At 29.2% G+C, this 20,686-nt stretch carries 21 protein-coding genes and 1 riboswitch; all 21 genes read right to left on the minus strand.

Features of this window, described 5'->3' with window-relative positions:
- Positions 1-150 precede the first annotated feature (150 nt).
- The 21 genes from KQI89_RS06940 to KQI89_RS07040 all read right to left on the minus strand — a co-directional run bounded on the left by KQI89_RS06940 (position 151) and on the right by KQI89_RS07040 (position 20,623).
- Complete coding sequence (locus tag KQI89_RS06940) at positions 151-876, minus strand: hypothetical protein (RefSeq protein WP_216456455.1); 726 nt, start codon at positions 874-876, stop codon at positions 151-153.
- Positions 857-1,198, minus strand: a complete 342-nt coding sequence (locus KQI89_RS06945; RefSeq protein ID WP_216456456.1) for a PadR family transcriptional regulator — start codon at positions 1,196-1,198, stop codon at positions 857-859. The genes KQI89_RS06940 and KQI89_RS06945 overlap by 20 nt, the downstream gene beginning before the upstream one ends.
- Before the next feature lie 301 nt (positions 1,199-1,499).
- On the minus strand, positions 1,500-2,615 hold the full coding sequence (locus KQI89_RS06950; RefSeq protein ID WP_216456457.1) for a 4-hydroxybutyrate dehydrogenase: 1,116 nt from the start codon (positions 2,613-2,615) through the stop codon (positions 1,500-1,502).
- 125 nt (positions 2,616-2,740) lie between these two features.
- A complete protein-coding gene (locus tag KQI89_RS06955; protein ID WP_216456458.1) occupies positions 2,741-4,105 on the minus strand; it encodes an aldehyde dehydrogenase family protein in 1,365 nt (454 codons plus the stop codon).
- Between the two features lie 51 nt (positions 4,106-4,156).
- Positions 4,157-4,693, minus strand: a complete 537-nt coding sequence (locus KQI89_RS06960; protein WP_216456459.1) for a 2-oxoacid:acceptor oxidoreductase family protein — start codon at positions 4,691-4,693, stop codon at positions 4,157-4,159.
- Between the two features lies 1 nt (position 4,694).
- A complete protein-coding gene (locus KQI89_RS06965; protein ID WP_216456460.1) occupies positions 4,695-5,480 on the minus strand; it encodes a 2-oxoacid:ferredoxin oxidoreductase subunit beta in 786 nt (261 codons plus the stop codon).
- The gene (locus KQI89_RS06970; protein ID WP_216456461.1) at positions 5,480-6,601 is read right to left on the minus strand and encodes a 2-oxoacid:acceptor oxidoreductase subunit alpha; all 1,122 of its coding nucleotides are present in this window, start codon (positions 6,599-6,601) and stop codon (positions 5,480-5,482) included. The genes KQI89_RS06965 and KQI89_RS06970 overlap by 1 nt, the downstream gene beginning before the upstream one ends.
- A complete protein-coding gene (locus tag KQI89_RS06975) occupies positions 6,594-6,782 on the minus strand; it encodes a 4Fe-4S dicluster domain-containing protein (protein ID WP_032122349.1) in 189 nt (62 codons plus the stop codon). The genes KQI89_RS06970 and KQI89_RS06975 overlap by 8 nt, the downstream gene beginning before the upstream one ends.
- Positions 6,783-6,824: 42 nt before the next feature.
- Positions 6,825-8,156 carry an acetyl-CoA hydrolase/transferase family protein gene (locus KQI89_RS06980; RefSeq protein WP_216456462.1) on the minus strand — a complete coding sequence of 444 codons (1,332 nt, stop codon included), beginning with the start codon at positions 8,154-8,156 and terminating at the stop codon, positions 6,825-6,827.
- Between the two features lie 25 nt (positions 8,157-8,181).
- On the minus strand, positions 8,182-9,636 hold the full coding sequence (locus KQI89_RS06985; RefSeq protein ID WP_216456463.1) for a 4-hydroxyphenylacetate 3-hydroxylase family protein: 1,455 nt from the start codon (positions 9,634-9,636) through the stop codon (positions 8,182-8,184).
- A gap of 307 nt (positions 9,637-9,943) precedes the next feature.
- Complete coding sequence (locus tag KQI89_RS06990) at positions 9,944-10,996, minus strand: sigma-54 interaction domain-containing protein (RefSeq protein WP_246582968.1); 1,053 nt, start codon at positions 10,994-10,996, stop codon at positions 9,944-9,946.
- Positions 10,997-11,018: 22 nt separating this feature from the next.
- A complete protein-coding gene (locus KQI89_RS06995; RefSeq protein ID WP_216456464.1) occupies positions 11,019-11,870 on the minus strand; it encodes a YitT family protein in 852 nt (283 codons plus the stop codon).
- Positions 11,871-12,037: 167 nt separating this feature from the next.
- A riboswitch (cobalamin riboswitch) is annotated at positions 12,038-12,226 on the minus strand.
- 102 nt (positions 12,227-12,328) lie between these two features.
- Entirely contained in the window at positions 12,329-13,927 is a 1,599-nt protein-coding gene (locus tag KQI89_RS07000) for a S8 family serine peptidase (RefSeq protein ID WP_216456465.1), read from the minus strand.
- A gap of 78 nt (positions 13,928-14,005) precedes the next feature.
- Positions 14,006-14,266, minus strand: coding sequence for a peptide maturation system acyl carrier-related protein (locus KQI89_RS07005; protein ID WP_216456466.1), 261 nt, complete (start codon positions 14,264-14,266; stop codon positions 14,006-14,008).
- Positions 14,267-14,283: 17 nt separating this feature from the next.
- The gene (locus KQI89_RS07010) at positions 14,284-15,402 is read right to left on the minus strand and encodes a TIGR04066 family peptide maturation system protein (protein WP_216456467.1); all 1,119 of its coding nucleotides are present in this window, start codon (positions 15,400-15,402) and stop codon (positions 14,284-14,286) included.
- Between the two features lie 18 nt (positions 15,403-15,420).
- On the minus strand, positions 15,421-16,857 hold the full coding sequence (gene ccpM / locus KQI89_RS07015; RefSeq protein ID WP_216456468.1) for a Cys-rich peptide radical SAM maturase CcpM: 1,437 nt from the start codon (positions 16,855-16,857) through the stop codon (positions 15,421-15,423).
- 179 nt (positions 16,858-17,036) lie between these two features.
- Entirely contained in the window at positions 17,037-17,204 is a 168-nt protein-coding gene (locus tag KQI89_RS07020; protein ID WP_187117395.1) for a hypothetical protein, read from the minus strand.
- 45 nt (positions 17,205-17,249) lie between these two features.
- Positions 17,250-17,414, minus strand: coding sequence for a hypothetical protein (locus KQI89_RS07025; protein ID WP_216456469.1), 165 nt, complete (start codon positions 17,412-17,414; stop codon positions 17,250-17,252).
- Between the two features lie 43 nt (positions 17,415-17,457).
- Positions 17,458-17,622, minus strand: coding sequence for a hypothetical protein (locus KQI89_RS07030; protein ID WP_216456470.1), 165 nt, complete (start codon positions 17,620-17,622; stop codon positions 17,458-17,460).
- Positions 17,623-17,709: 87 nt separating this feature from the next.
- The gene (locus tag KQI89_RS07035; protein WP_216456471.1) at positions 17,710-19,473 is read right to left on the minus strand and encodes an ABC transporter ATP-binding protein; all 1,764 of its coding nucleotides are present in this window, start codon (positions 19,471-19,473) and stop codon (positions 17,710-17,712) included.
- A gap of 205 nt (positions 19,474-19,678) precedes the next feature.
- Positions 19,679-20,623: a siderophore ABC transporter substrate-binding protein gene (locus KQI89_RS07040; protein ID WP_216456472.1), complete on the minus strand. Its 945-nt coding sequence runs from the start codon at positions 20,621-20,623 to the stop codon at positions 19,679-19,681.
- Positions 20,624-20,686 lie beyond the last annotated feature (63 nt).

Genomic DNA, 20,686 nt, shown 5'->3' on the forward strand with positions numbered 1-20,686 from the left:
TAATTATTTAGTTTTATAATATTTTATCAAAATCATTGAAAGAGTTACTACATGCTGTAGCTCAACTATAATATCTATGTATCATCAAGATTTTTACTCCTCCAGTAATAACTCTCTATTTACAACATCAAGTTGAAATAACTATACTGTCTATTTTGAACCACATCTTTCACATAGTTTTTTATATATTTCTATTGTTCCAGCTGCAATTAAAGCTAAAAATATAAAATAAATATTATTATATAGGTTAATACTATATCCCATAACATCTGATCCTAAAAATTTTTTTATAATAAATTTCACCATAAATATTGCAATAATATAAATAGAAATAGGAACCAAAATACTTTTGTTATTCATAATAGTATTTTTATATTTAATTTTACCGTATAAAGGATAGTAGGGAAAAATATCTGTATCTCCTTGTTTGCTAATTCTTAAAACAGGCATTATAAATAAAGCTATTGCATTTGCAAGTATAAATTGATCAACAGTAATGCTTAAAATTGAAGAGTCCCCATTAAATAGATTAGAAATACCCATTATAAATACTATTAATATCATTCCTACTAAATATTTTTGTATATAGTTAAATACCTTGTAAGTTTTGCTTTTGCTACTATTTAGTTCCTCAATAATTGAATTACAAAATTCTTCGTAATCTTTTCCGATAAATAAATCTATGGATTTATTTTCAAATTGAGCTTGTAACATCATATCCATAATTTGTTGCAGAACTTCTTCCTTCTCATTAATGGTTAAATTACTACTTTGAATATAAGAGGTTATATTCTTATATAACCATAAGTTTTTCTCATTAAACTTTTTCTCTTCTTTTAATCTAATTACTCTTAATCTAATCCCTGATAACATCATTTCTCTCCCCCAATATACTATCAACATTTTTTTTCATTTCATTCCAAGATAATATAAATTGTTTTAACTCATAACTCCCCTCTTCTGTAAGATAATAATATTTTCTCATGGGTCCTAAAGGAGATTTTTTCATGAGAGAATATACTAACTTTTTCTTTTCTAACCTTATCAATATTGGGTACACACTTCCCTCAGAAATACCTTCAAAGCCGAATTCTATTAATTTTTCGCATATTTCATAACCATAGGTTTCATTTTTATCTATTATGTTTAAAATACACCCTTCAAGTAGTCCTTTTAACATCTGTGTATTATTAGCCATTTAATCACCTACTTTGTATTGCATAATAGCTTATGATAAATATATCACTTACTACTTTGTAATGTCAAGTAGCTCTATAGAAATTTTTCTCTCTCTTTATTTTAAACTTTGTATGAATTTTATCCAATACCTCCCTACTATGATATTTTCTGTTTATGCTAAAAAACACTATGAAAGTTATTTTTATTAATACCTTTCATAGTGTCTTACCATATTTGCTTAAGTAAATGTAAAAATTTATTATATTAGCATTAATAAATTTTCATAGCTACCAAAAAAAAATGTTTAAATATTTAAAATTTTAAAATAAATTTTTATATATTTTTAGCATGTCTTCCTTACTCATTTCCACATAATTATTATTCAATAACCTTTGTTGTGTACTTATAACACTTTCTGTAAAAGAATTTATATCTTCTTCCTTCATACCATATAGTCTAAGTTGTTTCTTTTCAATTAAATTACCTAAAAGTTTTTCTAACTCTTGATATACTTCTTCTTTACTTACATTTAAAAGAGAAGCTAATAGCTGGTTTAGTTTTTCTATTTTTCCCTTAGGATTTTTTTCATTATAGAACCTAAAAACTTCTATAAAAAATTGATAGTTTGCCTCTCCATGAGGTACATGATATTTTCCTCCTAAAGGGTAAGATAGAGCGTGAACTGCTCCAACCCCTGCATTACCAAAGGCAATACCAGCATAATTACTAGCTAATAAAAATTGAGTTATAATCTCTTTTCTATAATCTTTTCCCTTTTTTATGATTTCTTTATATCCCATTATTATCATTTTTATAGCTTCTATACTGAACATTTCTGTATACAAATTAGCTTTAGGAGAAACTAAAGCTTCTGTTGCATGTATTAATGCATCTATGGAGCTATAAACAAAAAACTCATAAGGTAACCCTTTAACTAATTCTGGTATAAGTATAGCATAATCAGGGTAAAGCTCTGGCACTGCAAGACCTAGTTTAGTCTGTTTAGCTTTTATTTCTGTTATAGATATGTTAGTAACCTCACTACCAGTTCCGCAGGTGGTTGGTACTATTATAAGTTCCTTATCCTTTATAGCCTCTATATCTCTTTCAAATAATTTTTCAGTGCTAGTAACATCTTTAAGGGCTATTATTTTTGAAATATCTATAATAGATCCTCCACCTAAAGCTATAATTCTTTTACAACACTTGGGCTTAGTATCAGCTATTATACTATCAATTATATGGTCAGAAGGTTCTTTTAAATTGTAATCCTCTTGAAATACATAAGTGCATTTAATATCTAGAGATTTTAAAAAGCTATCATATAAAAACCTATTGGTAAATATTAAGTCCCCTTCTCCTAAGTTAAATTCTTTAACAAATTCTATACAAGTTTCAAACTGATGAATCTCTGGTTTAATTTCTAAAAGTTTCATTAAAGTTCCTCTTTTCTTTAAAAATTAAAACTGGTTTTATACCATTACTTATAATCCAATGTTCTATTTAAGTGAATATAATCACCACACCATATCTGGTTAAGGTATGTCAACTTAGTACATATTTAAGCCCATATTTCCTCATCCTTTGGTACTTTAGCTTCACTATTATAAAATCCTATTCTAGATAAATTTATTAAGTGTTTATAATCTAAGTTTTCTGATATACTGTTATTTCCCCAAGAACCACAACCTAAAGTTGTAGTTGGTGCAAATCCATTATATAAGCTACCTCCCGCTGACGTGGATGAAGGTTGATTAACTACAAGTCTACTTATAGTCAACTTGTTTCCTGCATATGTTATATGTTCCTTATTGTTTGAATGTATTGCACAGGAATGACCTCTTCCCTCTACGTTCAAATTACTTTGAGCTATATCTACCGCCTCTTCAAAGTCCTCATATTCAAAAGCCACCATTACAGGACACATTTTTTCCTTACATAATATATCCTTATGGCCTTTCCCCCTAGACTTAAGCATTATAACTTTTGTGTCTTTTGGAACCTTTACTTCAGCTAATTCTGCTATAAACTGAACACTTTGTCCCACTATTTTGCCATTTATGCTTCCCTCTGGAAATATAACTTTTGCAAATTTTTCTACAGTTTCCTCATCTTCTACATAATAGGTTCCATTTGCTTTAAATTCTTCTATAATTTCAGTATATTTTTCCTTTGGAACTATTACACTCTGCTCTCCTGAACATATTATTCCATTATCAAAGGTTCTTCCTGTTATAATCTTAGGTACTACTTCCTTTATATCTACCTCTCTATCTATTATACATTGAACATTTCCTGCACCAACGCCATAAGCTGGCTTTCCGCTACTATAAGCTGACTTAACCATACCCATACCACCTGTAGCAACAACCACATCTACAGATTTCATAAGTTCTGATGTAAGTTCTATAGATGGCTCTTCTATAACTTGAATTAAATTTTCTGGTGCACCCAATTTAGAAATATTCTCATTAAATAGTTCTACTATATATTTAGCACACTTTTTAGCCCTAGGGTGTGGAGCTATTACAATTGCATTTCTTCCTTTTAGTGCAAACATAGCATTACACATAGGTGTAACTATAGGGTTTGTACAAGGTGTAACTGCCGCCACAACCCCCATAGGTTTAGCTACCATTATAAGAGCCTTTTCTCTATCTTCATCTATAACCCCTACAGACTTTTTTCCTTTTAAATTGTTCCATATAAGTTTTGACTTCCCCTTATTTTTGAGAACTTTATCATCATAAACACCCATTCCTGTTTCCTCTATGGCCATTTTTGCTAGTTCTTCGGCTCTGGTATAAACTACTTGTGCTATAGCTTTTACTACTTTATCCACTTCTTCTTGTGAAAATTCTTCAAACTTACTTTGAGCCTCTTTAGCTCTTTTTATTAATTCATCAATATACAAATTAGCTGACATATAAATTCCCCCTAGATTCTAATTATTTTATAATTAAGCCTTTGCATTAAATTAATTTTTTAAGGTTTGTTCCGTCATATCAATTCCAGCTTGAAAAGCAAGTAAATTTTTATCTATACTAGACTTTGGAACATTATCACAGATAGCCTTTTTTAAAGCATCATAGCTTACTAAATTAGTTACAGATGCTAATATACCAAGACAAAGCATATTTATTGCTTGAGGATTTTTTAGTATCTCTTCTGTATACTTTATTATGTTGAATTTTCTACAGTTTTTAATATCTCCCACTTCTAAGGTTTCATCAGCTATAATCATAGCTTCTGGCTTAGAACAATCTTTAAACTTCTCTAGTCCCTTCTGGCTTAAGGCCAGTATTATATCTGCATTATTTACTCTCGGATAAGATATATCTTGGTCAGCTATAATTACATCTGCCCTACAACATCCACCTCTTGATTCTGGACCATAATTTTGCGTTTGAACCACATGCCTGCCTTCTAAAACTGCTGCTTCTGCTAATATTACTCCGGATTTAACTATTCCCTGTCCTCCTAATCCTGTAAATATTATTTCTTTTTTATTCATTTTATTTTTCCTCCCTAAAGACTTGTTTCAGATACTGTTCCACATACTCTGGCTCTTTATAACTTTTTAAAACTCCAATTTCAAACTTACTCTCCTTCTTATTTGCTACTTCCTCTTTCAAAGTTTTAACCATATTGTATGGTTTTCCAAGTTTATTTCTTCTTCCGTATTGCACTGGACATGGTGTTAAGGCTTCTACTATAGAAAATCCTTTGTTTTTAAAAGATTGTTTTATCATATTTACTAAGTGATTGTAATGTGCCACTGTACTTCTTGCTACATAGGTAGCACCTGCTGCTTCCGAAAGCTTGCATATATCAAAATCTCTTGATATATTTCCCTCTTCCGTAGTAGTTGTTCTTGCCTCTAGTGGCGTAGTTGGAGAACATTGTCCTCCTGTCATTCCATATATATTGTTATTAAATACTATTAAATTTAAATCTATATTTCTTCTACATGCATGTATTAGATGATTTCCTCCTATAGCAGCACAATCTCCATCTCCACTTATAACTACCACCGTTAGCTCTGGATTTGCAAGCTTAATACCTGTAGCATAAGGAAGAGCTCTTCCATGTAGTGTATGTATAGTATCAAAATTCATATATTGGGCGGCTCTAGAGGAACATCCTATACCTGAAACTACACATAGTTTTTCTTTATCTATATCTAAAGAGTCTATAGCTTCTACCAAGGCACTTAAAACTATTCCATTTCCACAACCAGCACACCAGATGTGAGGAAGACGTTCTTTTCTTAAGTATTTATCCATTAAAGCTTCTTTCATTATTTTTCTCCTCTCACAAACTTAACTATTTCTTCAGGCTTAAATATCTCCCCACAATATTTATTTAATCCTATAACCTCCGCTTTTTTTCCAACTATCCTTTGAACTTCATAAATTAATTGACCTGCATTTAATTCCGGTACATATACTTTTTCTATATTATTGTTGTTTACTATTCTCATTAATTCCTCATCTGGAAATGGCCATAAGGTGTATGGAACAAATAATCCTGTATCTTCTAAATCACCATTTAACACTAATTCCTTGCAAACTCTTGATACAGATCCAAAGGAAAGCAATAGCTTATTACATTTTTCTGTATTCACGGTATGAAACAAAACTATATCCCTTTTATTCTTATTTATTTTATCTAATAATCTAGTTATAAGCTGTTGAGATACTTCTGTAGAGTTTGAAGGATAACCATATTCATCATGGTTAAGTCCTGTTACATGAGATTTGTATCCCTTCCCTATAACTCCCATAGGTGGAATTAAATCTTCTGTAAATTCATAAGCCTTAAAATCCTTTATATTTTCAGGTGATTTTCTATTTATAATCTCTATATCATCTTTCAAATGTACGCTTTCTCTCATATGAGCAATAACTTCATCCATTAACAAAATAACTGGCACTCTATATTTTTCTGAATAATTAAATGCCTTAATGGTTAATTCATATATAGTAGAAACACTAGTAGGCGCTATAACTATAACTGGGTGATCTCCATGAGTTCCCCATATACTTTGCATCACATCTCCTTGAGATACAGAAGTGGGAAGTCCTGTACTTGGTCCCCCCCTCATAACATCAACTATTACACAAGGTACCTCCGCCATAGAGGCATAACCTATCACTTCTTGCTTTAAAGAAAAACCTGGTCCACTAGTGGCAGTCATAGATTTTAATCCAGCCAAAGAAGCTCCCACCATAGCTGCTGCTCCGCCAATTTCATCTTCCATTTGTATGAATTTTCCTCCAACTTTAGGAAGTTTTACAGAAGATATCTCTGCTATTTCACTTGCTGGACTTATAGGATAACCTGCATAAAACTTCATACCTGCTTTTAAAGCCCCTTCAACACAAGCTTCATTACCTTGCATCAAAACCATATTACTCATGTTTATCCCTCCTCAAGTGAATAGCAAAATCCGGACATATATTTTCGCAGATCCCACATTCAATGCAATTTTCCTCATTTACTATCCTTACTTTTCCTAACTCTTGTTCTAATACTTTTTTAGGGCAAGATTCCACACAAAGACTACACCCCTTGCAAAAACTCTCATTTATATATAACATCCATATCCCCCTCTATGTTTTAAATTGAATACTCTATAACTTTTACTTATGAATCTTATAATAAATAAAGTAATCAAATTTGCTTTTGAATCTCTCTTCCCACTGATTTATAAGCTCAGATCTAAATTTAGGATGAGCTATATTTATAAGAGCCCTTGCTCTTTCTTTCAGAGTTTTTCCCCTTAATTCTGCTACTCCATACTCTGTAACCACATAGTGAATATCATTTCTAGAAGTGGTAACTGCTGCACCTTCATCTAAAAATGGAACTATCCTTGAAAGTTTTTCATTGGAAGCTGTAGAGGGAATGGCTATTATAGATTTTCCTTTACTTGCCATACCTGCACCTCTTATAAAATCCACTTGTCCACCTACTCCACTAAACTGCTTTAATCCTATGGATTCTGCAGCAACTTGACCCATTAAATCTATTTGTATACATGAATTTATGCATATCATGTTATCATTTTTGCTTATAACACAGGGATCATTCACATAATCCACAGGATGCATTTCTATCATGGAGTTATTGTTGGCAAAATCATAAAGCTTCTTAGTTCCCATTAAAAAAGTAACTATTATTTTATCTTTATGAATGCTCTTTCTTTTATTAGTTATTACCCCAGTTTCAACTAACTCTACTACGCCATCTGATATCATTTCAGAATGTATGCCTAAATCTTTTTTATCCTTTAAGTATAAAAGTACTGCATCAGGTATTGCCCCTATTCCAAGTTGTAATGTAGCACCATCTTCTATTAAAGTTGCACAATTTTCTCCTATAGCTTTTTCTACATCACTAATTTTTGAAGGTTTTAACTCCATAACTGGATAATCCACTTCCACAATGTAATCAATTTCACTAATGTGTATAAAGTTATCTCCTAAAATTCTAGGCATATTAGGATTGACTTCTGCTATTATTATGTTTGCACACTCTGCTGCTGGCTTTGTATAATCATTAGATACTCCAAAACTGCAAAATCCATGTTCATCCGGATTGCTCACTTGAATTATAGCTACATCTACTTTTAAATATTCCTCTCTAAAGAGCCTTGGTATTTCAGAAAAGAAACAAGGTGTGAAATCAGCTCTTCCACTATATGCCGCCTCTCTTGTAAAGGGCCCTAAAAAGAAAGAATTATGTCTAAAGTATCCTTCCATTTCTTCTTTTGCATAAGTGCTCTCCCCCATACCTACCATATGAACTATTTCTACAGAGGCATATTTTTTATTATCTCTTACCATAGCTTCTATAACTTTTTTAGGTTCACCTACAGCATGACCAATAACAACTCTATCCCTTGACTTTATCTTACTGGCTGCTTCCTGCGCAGATACTAGTTTTTTATTATATATCTCTTTCCAGTCCATAATTTCACTCCTTGTATATTTAAACTTATTCTTTAATATTGGCTATGTTTTTGGCAAGTTCTTTCTTTTGTCCTAAATTGCTTTGTCTTGAAATCATAATCCTCTGTGCCTGTGGGGAGCCAGCCCCATGCATAGATTCTGTTCTATAGCCTACTGCTGCACTACCCAAAGTTATATTTTCTATAAGTCTTAATATTCTCATCCTATTTTCTGTGGATACGCTAGCTACTCCCTTTAAATACTTTTCTACATATGGTCCTATTTTTGGATCTTTAAAATCCTTTTCGGAAGGCATGGTAACCATTAGACCTCCAGCTATATCTTCAGCTAATCTAGCAATTTCATAAGGATATCTTGTTATATTTTGCTTACAAACATTAGCAAGCAATAAGTCTATTTGATAGTTTCCGGACTTAGTCTCAGAACCTTCACAAGAGCAAGCAATTCCGCAACTATATAAAGTTTCATTTAAGTGGATCATTTCTATAAGTTTATCTTTTATGTGCGAAGCTTTATTAGCACCATTATAATCTGCTGCCACTGCCGCCGCTCCAATTAACACATCTCCAACCCCAACTTTGCATCCTCCATAGCTTTGTCTATGATATCCTGCAAATCTTTCTACCATCATGCCTGCAAATTCACTCTCTCCATTTAAAAAGATTCTTTCATTTGGTACAAATACATCTTCAAATATAGTTAATGTTTCGTGACCACCAAAATTTGAGTTCCCTAAATCTATATCTGCATTTTCTTCAAGCTTTCTAGTATCACAAGATTGACGACCATATATACTAAACACTCCTTCTGTATCTACTGGCACCGAAAAAGATATAGCCCAATCTTTATCATCAGGTCCCATACTTATGGTTGGCATAACAAGTATTTCATGAGAATTTACCATTCCAGTTTGGTGAGCTTTTGCTCCTCTTACTATCACTCCATCCTCTCTTCTTTCAACCACTCTAAGGTATAAATCTGGATCTGATTGTTTACTTGGTGATAAAGATCTATCTCCCTTAGGATCTGTCATAGCACCATCTACCACTAAGTCATTTTCTTGAACAAATATCATGTATTTTTTAAACCTATCATGATAGTCTGTTCCATAAGCCTTATCTATTTCAAAAGTCGTACTATAAACAGCGTTGAAAGCATCCATACCTACACAACGCTGAAAACAGGATGCAGTATTTTGCCCACACAAACGTTGCATTTTAACTTTATTTATAAGATCTTGAGTATTTTGATGAATATGACAAAATCTATTTATTTTTTTTCCTGTTAAATTAGATGTTGCAGTCATTATATCTTCATATTCTGGGTTTTGTGCAAGTTCATAAGTCATTGCTACTGAGTTTAAAGAAGGTCTTATAATTGGATGATCCACAGGATTTTCTATTAACTCACCAAATAAATACACTCTTTGTTTCAATAATCTTAAACTTTCTATATACTCTTCTCTAGTTTTTAAAGCCATATTAGTACACCCCTTTTTTTATTTTCAATACTTATAGTGAGCAACTCTAATGCCAACTCTGTAAATTCATATTTTAATGGTACACAAATTTACAACTGAATCCTTTATACATCAGCATCTAGATATTTTTTTAACAATATATTTTTATAGTTAATTTTGAGCAAAAAAAAATCATACAACATGAATTTATGATTGGAAAAATACAATAAATTCATGTTGTATGACGTAAAGCATTGAAAACACTTAATTATATATATTACTGCAAAATTGCACACATTGCTTTTTTGCAACTTTTTATTTATTATTACTAACCTTTGATAGATTTCTGCCTCTTTCTTATTAGAGTAGATGGATCTACACCTAAAGCTTTTGCTGCCATTCTTATATTTCCATACCTATCTATAGCATCATCTATTATTTCTAACTCTATCTTTTGTATTATTTCTTTTAAACCATACCCTTTTATACACAGATTATTTATACTAAAAGTTAATTCTCTATTTCCTTCCTTGTAAATATAATCATTTAAATCATTTTTTCTAATAAATCCTTCTCTTTGCATTACTATATGTCTTTCTACAATATTTTTAAGTTCCCTTATATTTCCTGGCCATTCATACCATTGTAAACAATCCAAAGCCTCTTCTTCAAACTCACACTTAAAATTATATTTTTCATTTATGATTTTGGAAAAATACTTTACAAGAGGAACTATGTCCCCTTTTCTTTTTCTAAGTGGAGGTATCTCTATTGGAAAAACACTAAGCCTGTAATATAAATCTTCTCTAAACTCTCCTTTTTCCACAAGATCTTTTAAATCCTTATTAGTTGCACCTAGAACCCTAACATCAACTTTTGTACTTTTTATTCCTCCTACTTTTTCTATTTGTTTTTCCTGTAACACTCTTAAAAGCTTTACCTGAACTTCTAAAGGTAATTCTCCTACTTCATCTAAAAATACAGTTCCCTCATGGGCTAATTGAAATAATCCTATTTTTCCTTCTTTACTAGCACCAGTAAAGGCTCCTGCCTCATATCCAAAAAGCTCAGATTCTATTAAATTTTCAGGTATGGCTCCACAATTTATGGTTATAAAAGGTTTATCTTTTCTCTTGCTATTATAGTGCATATATTTTGCTAATCCTTCTTTTCCTACACCTGTTTCACCTAAAATTAATACAGTAGTGTCAACTTTTGATAAACTTGTAACAATTTTCAATATATCAATCATTAATTTATCTTCAACTATCATATCACTTATTTTAAAAATATTATCTTTCATATTTTCTATAGTATAGCTACAGTCACATAAAGAAGTCTTACTAGTATAAGATTCATAATTTGAATCATTAAATTTCATATATATTCTCCTTTATTTTTAATTAATGAGTGAAACTACCAAAACCATTTCCGAATACCTCATATATGTTATTTACTGTAACAAAAGCATCCTGATCTATAGTATTTATGAAATTTTTAAGCCTAATAAATTCCCTCCTTCCCATGATACTAACAATTACCTTTTTATTTTCATCACTAAATCCGCCTATAGCCTCGTATATAGTTGAACTCTTTTCTAATTCCTCTATTATATATTTTCTTACCTCTTCATATTTACTACTTATTATTGTAACTTGCTTATTCATATTAAGCCCTTCAATTATGCTATCTATTATGAATCCATTTATTATAACCCCTAACATAGAAAACATAGACAGTCTAGGTCCAAAAGCAAAACCAGCCATAACAGTTATGCTTAGATCTGCTAAAAGTACAGCTTTTCCTAGATTTATATGGAAAAACTTGTTTAAAATTTTAGCTATTATATCTGTTCCTCCAGTAGAAGCATTTTCATTAAAAACTATAGCCATGCCTCCTCCTGATATTATTATTCCAAAAATAAGCTCTAAAAACAGTTCACCTGTTATAGACTTTTGGATAGGAATAATCTTTTCTAATATAAGTATCATAAAAGAAACTCCTAAACTTGAATAAATAGTTTTTATCCCAAAATTTTTTCCTATAGCTAAAAAAGCTACTATAAATAATACTAAATTTATAATTATCATAAGTATTCCAACCGATAGTGCTGGTATGAAGCTATTTATTACAATGGCTAGGCCATTAGCACCACCAGTAGCTAAATTGTTTGGCATTAAGAAAAAATACATTCCTAAAGCTACCATTGCAATTCCTAAATTTATAACAATAAAATCCCTTACTTTTCTACCCATAAAGACCCCCCTTTTTAATATTATGAAATCATCAAAAAACCCCTTAACCTTAAGGCTAAGAGGCATGAAGACACAACAGATGAAAGTCATAAGTACCCAGAACTTTAAAAGACAACCGTACTTATAACAATTATCAGCTAATCAACACCCCCTATCACTCGTAGAGTTAAAGTGCACCAATAAAGGCAGGTCTTCTGACTTTGGATCATAGTTACTTTATACCTTCCCGACATAGGTCAGTGGTTTATTACCTAAAGCTTCTCCCCATTACAGCGGCGGGACCGTTCAGGAATTTCACCTGATTCCCTTTTAAATGAAAGAAATAATTCTTCCATACCCTTATCTACATTTATTAACTTGTACTACTATCTCAAGTATATTGTTTTGATAAAAAATAGTCAATGTTTCTCTGAAATATAAAGTATATTTTTTGCACTATACATTAATGATTTTAAAATTTATCCATTATATAGTTCTATTATATATTGATACACCCTTTCTATATCCGAAATATTATAATTTTTACATCTATTATTCTGATTTATGGGTAAATTATTTTTATAATCTAAATTTATATTATATTTTCTTTCATCAGGCATAAAAACTCCATCTAAATCGTGATTAATAAGTATCCTTATATCATTTTCTAAAAAATCCTCTATACTTTTAATATAACTTATTTCTAGTTCATAAAGGTCTATAAAAATTATCATTAAATCAAGTCCACCTAAATCCCAAGTCTCCTCAACACTGTTAATTGTTAATTTATTTTTATAATATAAACTTTTTAAAGGTAAAAAGTTTATATTATAAAGCTCAGCTAATGAAATATCGGAATATACTCCACATCTATAACCATTTAATCTAAAAATCTCTTGTAATTTTAAAGTACTAAGCATTCCCTCTTCCTTTTCTCCTACAATCAAAATCACAGGTATGTTAACATGAAAATATTTTTCTAAATTATAAGTAAATTGTTTTTGTATACCTGTAAACCAAACCTTATTCTTATACTCCACAGCTAACGGCTCCAGATTTTCACATAAATCATTCACATAAACTAATCCTTTATTATAACTAGATAAATTTTCGGCAAAGTAATTTAAATTAAAATTTTTACAGTAAAAGTCTTTTATAACTATGGTATCAAACTCTTCACAAATTTCATTATCTATACATTCTTTTATATATTTTAAAATCTTACACTTGTCTTTCTCATATATAAATTTTTCTTCAATTATATTAAATGTATATAGGCTATTATTTTTCTTAAAGTTTTTATTATTTACTATATTAAATATAACTGCTTTATCTAGCCAATCTGGGTGATTATATAATATATTTTTATCCATAATATCTTTATAGTTTAGTGAGTCTTTTAATAACCTATACTTCATGTCTGTAACTGAATTAAGGGTATTATCCTCTCTTATTATATTGTATACCTTAGCGGTTATATAGGGTGCTGCAAAACTATTACACATATTGCTTTCTTCTTCTTCAAAATAGTTTTTCAGTTTATGTATTGAAGGAGCTAATATGTCTACACCATCTATAGGTCTATAATCATATATGTATTCTCCATGTTGAACTGGTTCCTTTAAAGTTTTTACTCCTATTACATTTGAAAAAGATGCTGGATAAGTTATCTTATCATCATTACTGCTTGCTGCAATTATGATCATTCCTTTATTTGCAGCATAATTAATTAATTTACGTATGTCCTCTTTCTCATTTATATCCGTAGAACCTAAGCTTAAATTTGCAATGCCAATATTATTTTCTAGACACCATTCTATAGCCTTTATAAGTTGCTTACCTGTAGTTTTCTTGCTTTTATTTATTATTTTAATACTATTAATTATGGCTTCCTTAGTATATTTTTTTATTATGGATGCACATACCGTACCATGACTATATTCTATTTTATCTGATTTATACTTAGTTATATTGCAATTAACATCTATTTCAATACTACTTTTTACTCTGTGAATATTATTATAAAATTTCACATTTATTCCATCATCAATAATAGCTATTTCATTGTATTTCAACATATTACCCACTCCATAATAGTTTTAAAAATAATTATAGCTTGCATAGCTTAAATTATTTCAGCATGCAAGCTATAAAATTTATATACATTGCTTATAAATTACCTCTGTTATTGTATTTACAGTTTTAATTTTACCTTTTACAATATCCTCTTCCGATATAGTTATATTAAATTGTTTTTCTATATCAAAGAAAAAACATAATAAATCACTTGGTTCCATTCTTATAGCTTTTCCTAATAAATTTAAATCCCATATATTTTCTTTTTTATCTATATTTCTTTTATATTTATTACTTAATATATCTAAAAGCTTTTCTCTTATAATTTTTTTATCCTTCATCATAATCCTCCAAACCTTTAAATAGCCTGAATATCCGAATAAGATGATAGCTTGTCTATTAAATATTCCGCTAAGTCTTCTTTATTTTTCTCATTTAAAATATTAAAAATCTTAAAATCTAGATTATTAAATTTTCTTATTTTGTCATCTATGAAATCACTATCTAAAGTTAAAAATCCAAACCTATTCGTAAAATCTAACATCTTAAAGTCACCCTTTAAAGGTGTTATATTAAAAGCATCTATTTCTAATCCTAATTTGTACTTTAAAGACTCATGCATTGTAGTAAAATATCTTTCATCATAATCCTCATATAAAGTACTCATAACCACTGAATCAAATTGGACAGCATTACAAACCTCAAAAGCTAAAATACCAAACTTGTTTGTATAGTTATTATTGTAAGGCATAACTCCACCAGGTACTCCTATTAAAATAATATCTGGTTTTTCCGTTAACTCAATATTTTTGACATAGTGATTAAATAGCATTACTTTATTAGATTCATTCATACCACAATTTACCATAAACTTAGGAAATGAATGAAAGCCCATAATCTCCGAATAATGCTTTGTCCCAATCTGTGAAACCTTATATCCTTGATTTATAAACTTTTCTCTAAGGGCAAGTTGTATATCAAACTTTCCAGTTCTTTCAGTAGTACCAAAGACCCCTATAACAGGAACATTTATATCAAATATATATTCTTTGTCTATTAACTTAAAGTCGAATTTATTCTCTTTTGTATATTGTTTAAATCTGCCATCTTTAATCTCACACAACTTTTCAATTCTTTCTTTAAACTTATCTGGAATTTCTATTGTACATACTATATCCTTTCCATCATTCAATGCCTTTTCTATCTTAGGAAATATCATTTCTTCAAAATCTATTACCATATCTGATTCCACAAATATCACACACTGGCATAAATTTAGTGCTGTATCAAAATCATCAGTTATGGTCTTATTTATCTCTTTTCCACCATCTAAAACTCCACAATCTTTTCCACAAAATCCCCAACCTTTTGGTGAAACAGTATATATAACATCGTATTCTTCTAATAAGTCATTATATCTTATTAAAGGTAATGATTCTCTATCCACTGGATATATCATAGCTTTTTTCTTTGTCACCCTCTTCACCTCCATACCTTAAACATATTCTACTAACTCAATACTCTCGAAGGAGTCGCCATATTCTTTTAAAATACAATATTCTTTAAGCATGTTTCCAATACTTTGCCTTACTTCTTTGCATCTTGTCATTTTTCTTTCAGCGGATAGCTTGTTTAAATCATCTGCTGCTGAAGCACAGAGAAAACAATACCTATAAGCCCAGCAGCTTTTACAACTTTCTTCTGTAAGCTTTCCAATATTTAAAATATCCCTTACCTTTTCCATATAGAATCCTTCATCTACATTTCCTATTCTCATAGCTTCGGAAGATTCATTTACTCTCTCACAGGGATACAAATTCCCATATATATCAACAAACAATCTTTGAGCCCCTGGTACACATGGACCACCTGGATGTCCCTTTTCCCCTTGAATTTCTCTACGTCTTTCTTCAAATATTTTGTTTCTCAAATTTGTGTAATGACCATTTACCATTTTTGATAAATACTTTTCTTCTAATCTACCTGTTTTGGATAAGAATAATTTAAATAACTCATAATTATAATCACTTATATACTCCTCCCCATCTACCTTTCTCTCCTCTTTTGCATGATCTTCGTTTAAGCTAGAAAAATTTATATTAGAATCTTTTATAACATCATAGGTTGTAAAAAACTCATTTATACAACCAAAATCATTATCTATATCCATGACACAGTTAAAAGTTATAGTTTTGAAATATTCTGGAAACTTCTTCTTTATCATATCTAAATTTTTAATGACAGATTCAAAGGTTCCTTTTCCTCCAAAAAAATCCCTGTTTTTATCATGAACATTTTGTGGTCCGTCTAAACTTACCATCAAACTTATATCATGTTTCTCCATATAATCAATAATCTCTGGAGTAAGTAGTGTTGCATTTGAAGTCATATTAAAAAGCACTTTTTTTCCCTCTACTTTACTCTCTGTATAATCTATACATTTTTTAATAAGTTCAAATTCTAATAATGGCTCTCCACCGTAAAACCCTATACTTATTATTGAATTATCTGTACTATGATTTATATAGAAATCTATAGCTTTTTTAGCAGTGTTAAAATCCATTTTTTTATTCGCATGCTCTCTGTTATAAAAGCCTCCAGAATAAGGACAGTATTTACATCTAAGATTACATTGCTGTGTAACTTGAAGAATTAATAGGTTCACTTTGTTTTTAAGATGAAATTCTAATAATTCGTCCTCTGGATGAATTATTTCAGAAAATCTATGGCTCGAAAGATATCCTTGAGATTTCATCTTTTTAAGTGTAGTATTATCATTTATAGCTTGTTCACTAACACTTCCTTTATGTATACTCTTTAAAATATTACCACATTCTTTATTTATTTTTAGTATACAATTGGTATTTACATCATATACATAATTATTATTATAAGTATCAAATGTATATATAAACGGCTTTTGTTCTTCCATAACCATCACCCTTTATCAAATTTTTAACTTTATTTTGTAATAAATATTTTTTATATAATTAGAAATTTTTCAAAGGATTCAGGAATTTAAACTCCTGAATCCTTATTTATAAACTACAAATTACAATAAATAATGTGTAGTTAGACTTCTTTTAATACTTTTATTTAACTTTTCATAATTTATTCTCTAAAGCTATTGCTTCCTTCAAGTGACTTGAAATTTCTATAAGAACTTTGACCATCATTTTTCTTACAATAGCTTGAACATTCACAGCCACATCCAGCATATATGTTGTAAGATTCTAAATTTTCCTTTTTGAAATTTGATTTTTTAGTTAGCTTTTTCATAAAAAATCCTCCCACATTATAAAATAAGATTTAATAACTTAAATGTTAATATTCATAGTAACTAATACTACCTTGAAGTGACTTAAAATTTTTATAAGCTAATGTTCCACTATATGGATTACAACTACAGTCGCAACTGCAACTAGTAAAGATGTTAAATTGTTCTATAGTTTTCATGTTTGTATGCATAGCCTTACCTAACTTTTTCATAAAACCCTCCCACATTATAAAATAATATTTAACAAATTAAATGTTAATAGTCAGACATAAGAACACTACCTTGAAGTGACTTAAAATTTCTATAAGCTAATGTTCCACTATATGGATTACAACTACAGTCACAACTACAATTAGTAAAGATGTTAAATTGTTCTATAGTTTTCATGTTTGTATGCATAGCCTTACCTAACTTTTTCATAAAACCCCTCCTTTCCTCTTTAACTTATTTGAATCCTTGAATTTATAAGTTCAAGTACACAAACCTAATTAATCTTAAATTTCTTCTTCATATAACCTTTTTTCCTAAACTAAGATAATATTTATTTACTAATTCTTTATAAAACTCATTTTTATTTAGTAGATCATAATGACTACCAACACAATCTATTGAACCGTTATTCATTATTATTATTTTGTCCATAGATTTTAATAAATCTATGTCTATTTTATGAGTTATCATTATTAAGGTTTTATCTCTAAAATACTCTTTAACTAAATTACTCATATATAGTTGAGTCTTAAAATCACAGTTTGAAGTTGCTTCATCAAAAATTAGCACATCAAAATCCTTAGCCATCGCTCTTGCTATAGCTAATCTTTGTACTTGTCCACCTGATAATTTCACTCCTCTTTTACCTAAAATAGCTTCATATTTCCCAGGAAGTTTATCAATAAACTCAGAGGCCCCACTCTTTTTACATATATCTTTTATGTGCTTAATATTTTTATTGGAAAATAAACTTATATTATCTTTTACACTACCATCAAATATATAGCTATCCTGGTTAACTACAGAAAATATATTTCTATAATCTTTAAACTTTATATCTTTTATATTTAAATCATTCATATATATATTGCCTTCTGTAGGTTCATATAACCCTAATATTAATTTTATAAGAGTACTTTTTCCTGAACCATTATTTCCAAGTAATATTACTTTTTCTCCTTTATCTATCTTTAAGTTAATATTTTTTAACACAATTTTTTCTTCATTATATGCAAAGCTCACATCCTTTAGCTCTAAATCTCCATTTATTTCATTATGCTTTATTTTATTATTTCTCTGTTCGTCTTCCATATTTAAGAAATCAAATAACCTTTTAGCAGATGGATATACTGTAGAAAATGAATAACCTACATTAAGTATTATTGATATTGGATTAGTTACATAAGTAGAATATGTAAGAAAAGCAAAAAGACTCCCTATGCTTAGTTCATCACCTATAACCATATAAGCTCCTAATACATACAATAAAGTAGTTAGCCCTTGAACTAAAGACATTTCACACATATCATTTATCTTGTCTAAATACCCAAACTTAACATCTGTTTTTATTAATTTTCTTTGTTTTTTAGTAAATTCTTTCTTCTTTACATCGTACACATTCCAAAGCTTTATTTCTCTAATTCCTGATACAGTATTTCCAAACCATGAGTAATAATCTGAGTTATACTCCATATAATTTTGAAATAATTTTTCTTTTTTCTTTGATAATATTGATGTTGCCTTATATTTTAATGGAATAAATATAATTACACATAAAGTAAGTTTGTAGTCTATAAGTAACAATCCTATAAGCCCTCCTACAAACTTTAAAACTTCTGTTATAATCAATAAAGTACATCTATCTGACAGTTTTGAAAGATTCTCAACATCCATAGATATGTTTTTCATTATTTCAGTTACATTATTTTCATCATAATAACTCATCTTAACTTTAAATAGCTTGGACATACACTTACTATTCAATCTATACTTAATTTTGCTATTTATGTTTAATAGATATTTTGTTTGAATCAATTCTATAAATTGTTGAAATATCACTATAGTAAGAGCTATTAAGGAATATTTAATTACTGTATAAATATGTTTATTAATTAATCCCTCATCCATTATTTTTTTTGCAATAAGGGGTGTAAACATTGATATAATCGTTCCTAATATCATAGTAAATATTATTAACATTAGTTTTTTATTATATGGCTTAAAAATATTTAATATTTGCTTAGTAACTTTTTTATCTTTAAGTATTATTATAACGTTCACCCCATTCTTTTTTCCTTTTAAGGTATATATTTACATTTATTATATACTTGCTAAGATTCATTGTCAATATTTACCACTAATTTTACATAAAATTAGTGGTATCAAATAATTTTGCTTTTAAATTAAAATTATTTGATACCACTAAGGCCTAACACATATTAATTGTGTTAGGCCTTTTGTTTACCTTATATAAAATAATCTTTAATTATTTAATAGAGTTTTCTACTTCTTTTAACATTTCAGTAGTTGATCCTAATCCACCTGGGGATATATACCAATACTCTGGATTTAATGAAATAACTTTATTGTTTTTATATGCTTCTGTAGTCTTTATTAAATCATTTTCTAATATTTTATTTACTGATTTTTCTCCACCAGAAACCACGGCACCTCTATCAATTACAAACATATAATCTGGATTCTTTTCTACAACATATTCAAAAGTTATCTTTTGTCCATGGGTTGATGCATCTATATTTTCGTCAGAAAGTGGAAATCCAAGTTCACTATGTATAAGCCCAAATCTTGAATCTTTTCCATATACACTTAATGAACCATTATTAGTTAAAGTTACTAAAGCTTTTTTTCCACTCTCAGAAGCCTTTTTGTTTATAGCATTTATAGACTCATCTAACTTTTTAATTTCAGCTTTCACAAAATCTTCTTTCTTAAATATTTCACCTAATGTTTTTAAATTACTCTTTAAAGATTCCATGTATTTTCCATCTTCTATATTAAGATATATTGTTGGAGCTATCTTATTAAGGTCTTCATATACTTTAGACTGTCTTCCTGATATAAATATTACATCTGGCTTTAGTTCATGTATCTTTTCAAAGTTAGGCTCAAATAATGTACCTGCATCTAAATATTTATCATCCTTAAACTTTTGAAGCCCTGTTGGAAGGTTTGACTTTGGAAGTCCTGCTATTTCTATACCCATCTTATCTAAGGAATCTATAGTACCATAATCGAATGCTACTATCTTTTCTGGCTTCTTATTTAAAGTTGCCTCTCCAAGACTATGAGTAATTTTTATGTCCGTATTTTTAGCTTCTTCTTTTTTATTGTCTTTAGATTTAAAGAAGAAAGCTCCTCCAATAATAGCAACTATCAAAATTCCTACTATTATACTTACTTTTTTGTTCATGTCCTTCACCTCAATAATTTATTATATTAACTTAAATTAAGTTTCAAATTTATTTTTATTCTA

It is taken from the genome of Clostridium simiarum, from assembly GCF_018919175.1.
In the GTDB taxonomy this organism is placed as follows: domain Bacteria; phylum Bacillota; class Clostridia; order Clostridiales; family Clostridiaceae; genus Clostridium_L; species Clostridium_L simiarum.

What these genes read in the sequence shown, in the direction of transcription:
- KQI89_RS06940 (WP_216456455.1), bottom strand. Translation starts at nt 876, where the DNA reads ATGATGTTATCAGGGATTAGATTAAGAGTAATTAGATTAAAAGAAGAG.
- KQI89_RS06945 (WP_216456456.1), bottom strand. Translation starts at nt 1,198, where the DNA reads ATGGCTAATAATACACAGATGTTAAAAGGACTACTTGAAGGGTGTATT.
- KQI89_RS06950 (WP_216456457.1), bottom strand. Translation starts at nt 2,615, where the DNA reads ATGAAACTTTTAGAAATTAAACCAGAGATTCATCAGTTTGAAACTTGT.
- KQI89_RS06955 (WP_216456458.1), bottom strand. Translation starts at nt 4,105, where the DNA reads ATGTCAGCTAATTTGTATATTGATGAATTAATAAAAAGAGCTAAAGAG.
- KQI89_RS06960 (WP_216456459.1), bottom strand. Translation starts at nt 4,693, where the DNA reads ATGAATAAAAAAGAAATAATATTTACAGGATTAGGAGGACAGGGAATA.
- KQI89_RS06965 (WP_216456460.1), bottom strand. Translation starts at nt 5,480, where the DNA reads ATGAAAGAAGCTTTAATGGATAAATACTTAAGAAAAGAACGTCTTCCT.
- KQI89_RS06970 (WP_216456461.1), bottom strand. Translation starts at nt 6,601, where the DNA reads ATGAGTAATATGGTTTTGATGCAAGGTAATGAAGCTTGTGTTGAAGGG.
- KQI89_RS06975 (WP_032122349.1), bottom strand. Translation starts at nt 6,782, where the DNA reads ATGTTATATATAAATGAGAGTTTTTGCAAGGGGTGTAGTCTTTGTGTG.
- KQI89_RS06980 (WP_216456462.1), bottom strand. Translation starts at nt 8,156, where the DNA reads ATGGACTGGAAAGAGATATATAATAAAAAACTAGTATCTGCGCAGGAA.
- KQI89_RS06985 (WP_216456463.1), bottom strand. Translation starts at nt 9,636, where the DNA reads ATGGCTTTAAAAACTAGAGAAGAGTATATAGAAAGTTTAAGATTATTG.
- KQI89_RS06990 (WP_246582968.1), bottom strand. Translation starts at nt 10,996, where the DNA reads ATGAAATTTAATGATTCAAATTATGAATCTTATACTAGTAAGACTTCT.
- KQI89_RS06995 (WP_216456464.1), bottom strand. Translation starts at nt 11,870, where the DNA reads ATGGGTAGAAAAGTAAGGGATTTTATTGTTATAAATTTAGGAATTGCA.
- KQI89_RS07000 (WP_216456465.1), bottom strand. Translation starts at nt 13,927, where the DNA reads ATGTTGAAATACAATGAAATAGCTATTATTGATGATGGAATAAATGTG.
- KQI89_RS07005 (WP_216456466.1), bottom strand. Translation starts at nt 14,266, where the DNA reads ATGAAGGATAAAAAAATTATAAGAGAAAAGCTTTTAGATATATTAAGT.
- ccpM (WP_216456468.1), bottom strand. Translation starts at nt 16,857, where the DNA reads ATGGAAGAACAAAAGCCGTTTATATATACATTTGATACTTATAATAAT.
- KQI89_RS07020 (WP_187117395.1), bottom strand. Translation starts at nt 17,204, where the DNA reads ATGAAAAAGCTAACTAAAAAATCAAATTTCAAAAAGGAAAATTTAGAA.
- KQI89_RS07025 (WP_216456469.1), bottom strand. Translation starts at nt 17,414, where the DNA reads ATGAAAAAGTTAGGTAAGGCTATGCATACAAACATGAAAACTATAGAA.
- KQI89_RS07030 (WP_216456470.1), bottom strand. Translation starts at nt 17,622, where the DNA reads ATGAAAAAGTTAGGTAAGGCTATGCATACAAACATGAAAACTATAGAA.
- KQI89_RS07040 (WP_216456472.1), bottom strand. Translation starts at nt 20,623, where the DNA reads ATGAACAAAAAAGTAAGTATAATAGTAGGAATTTTGATAGTTGCTATT.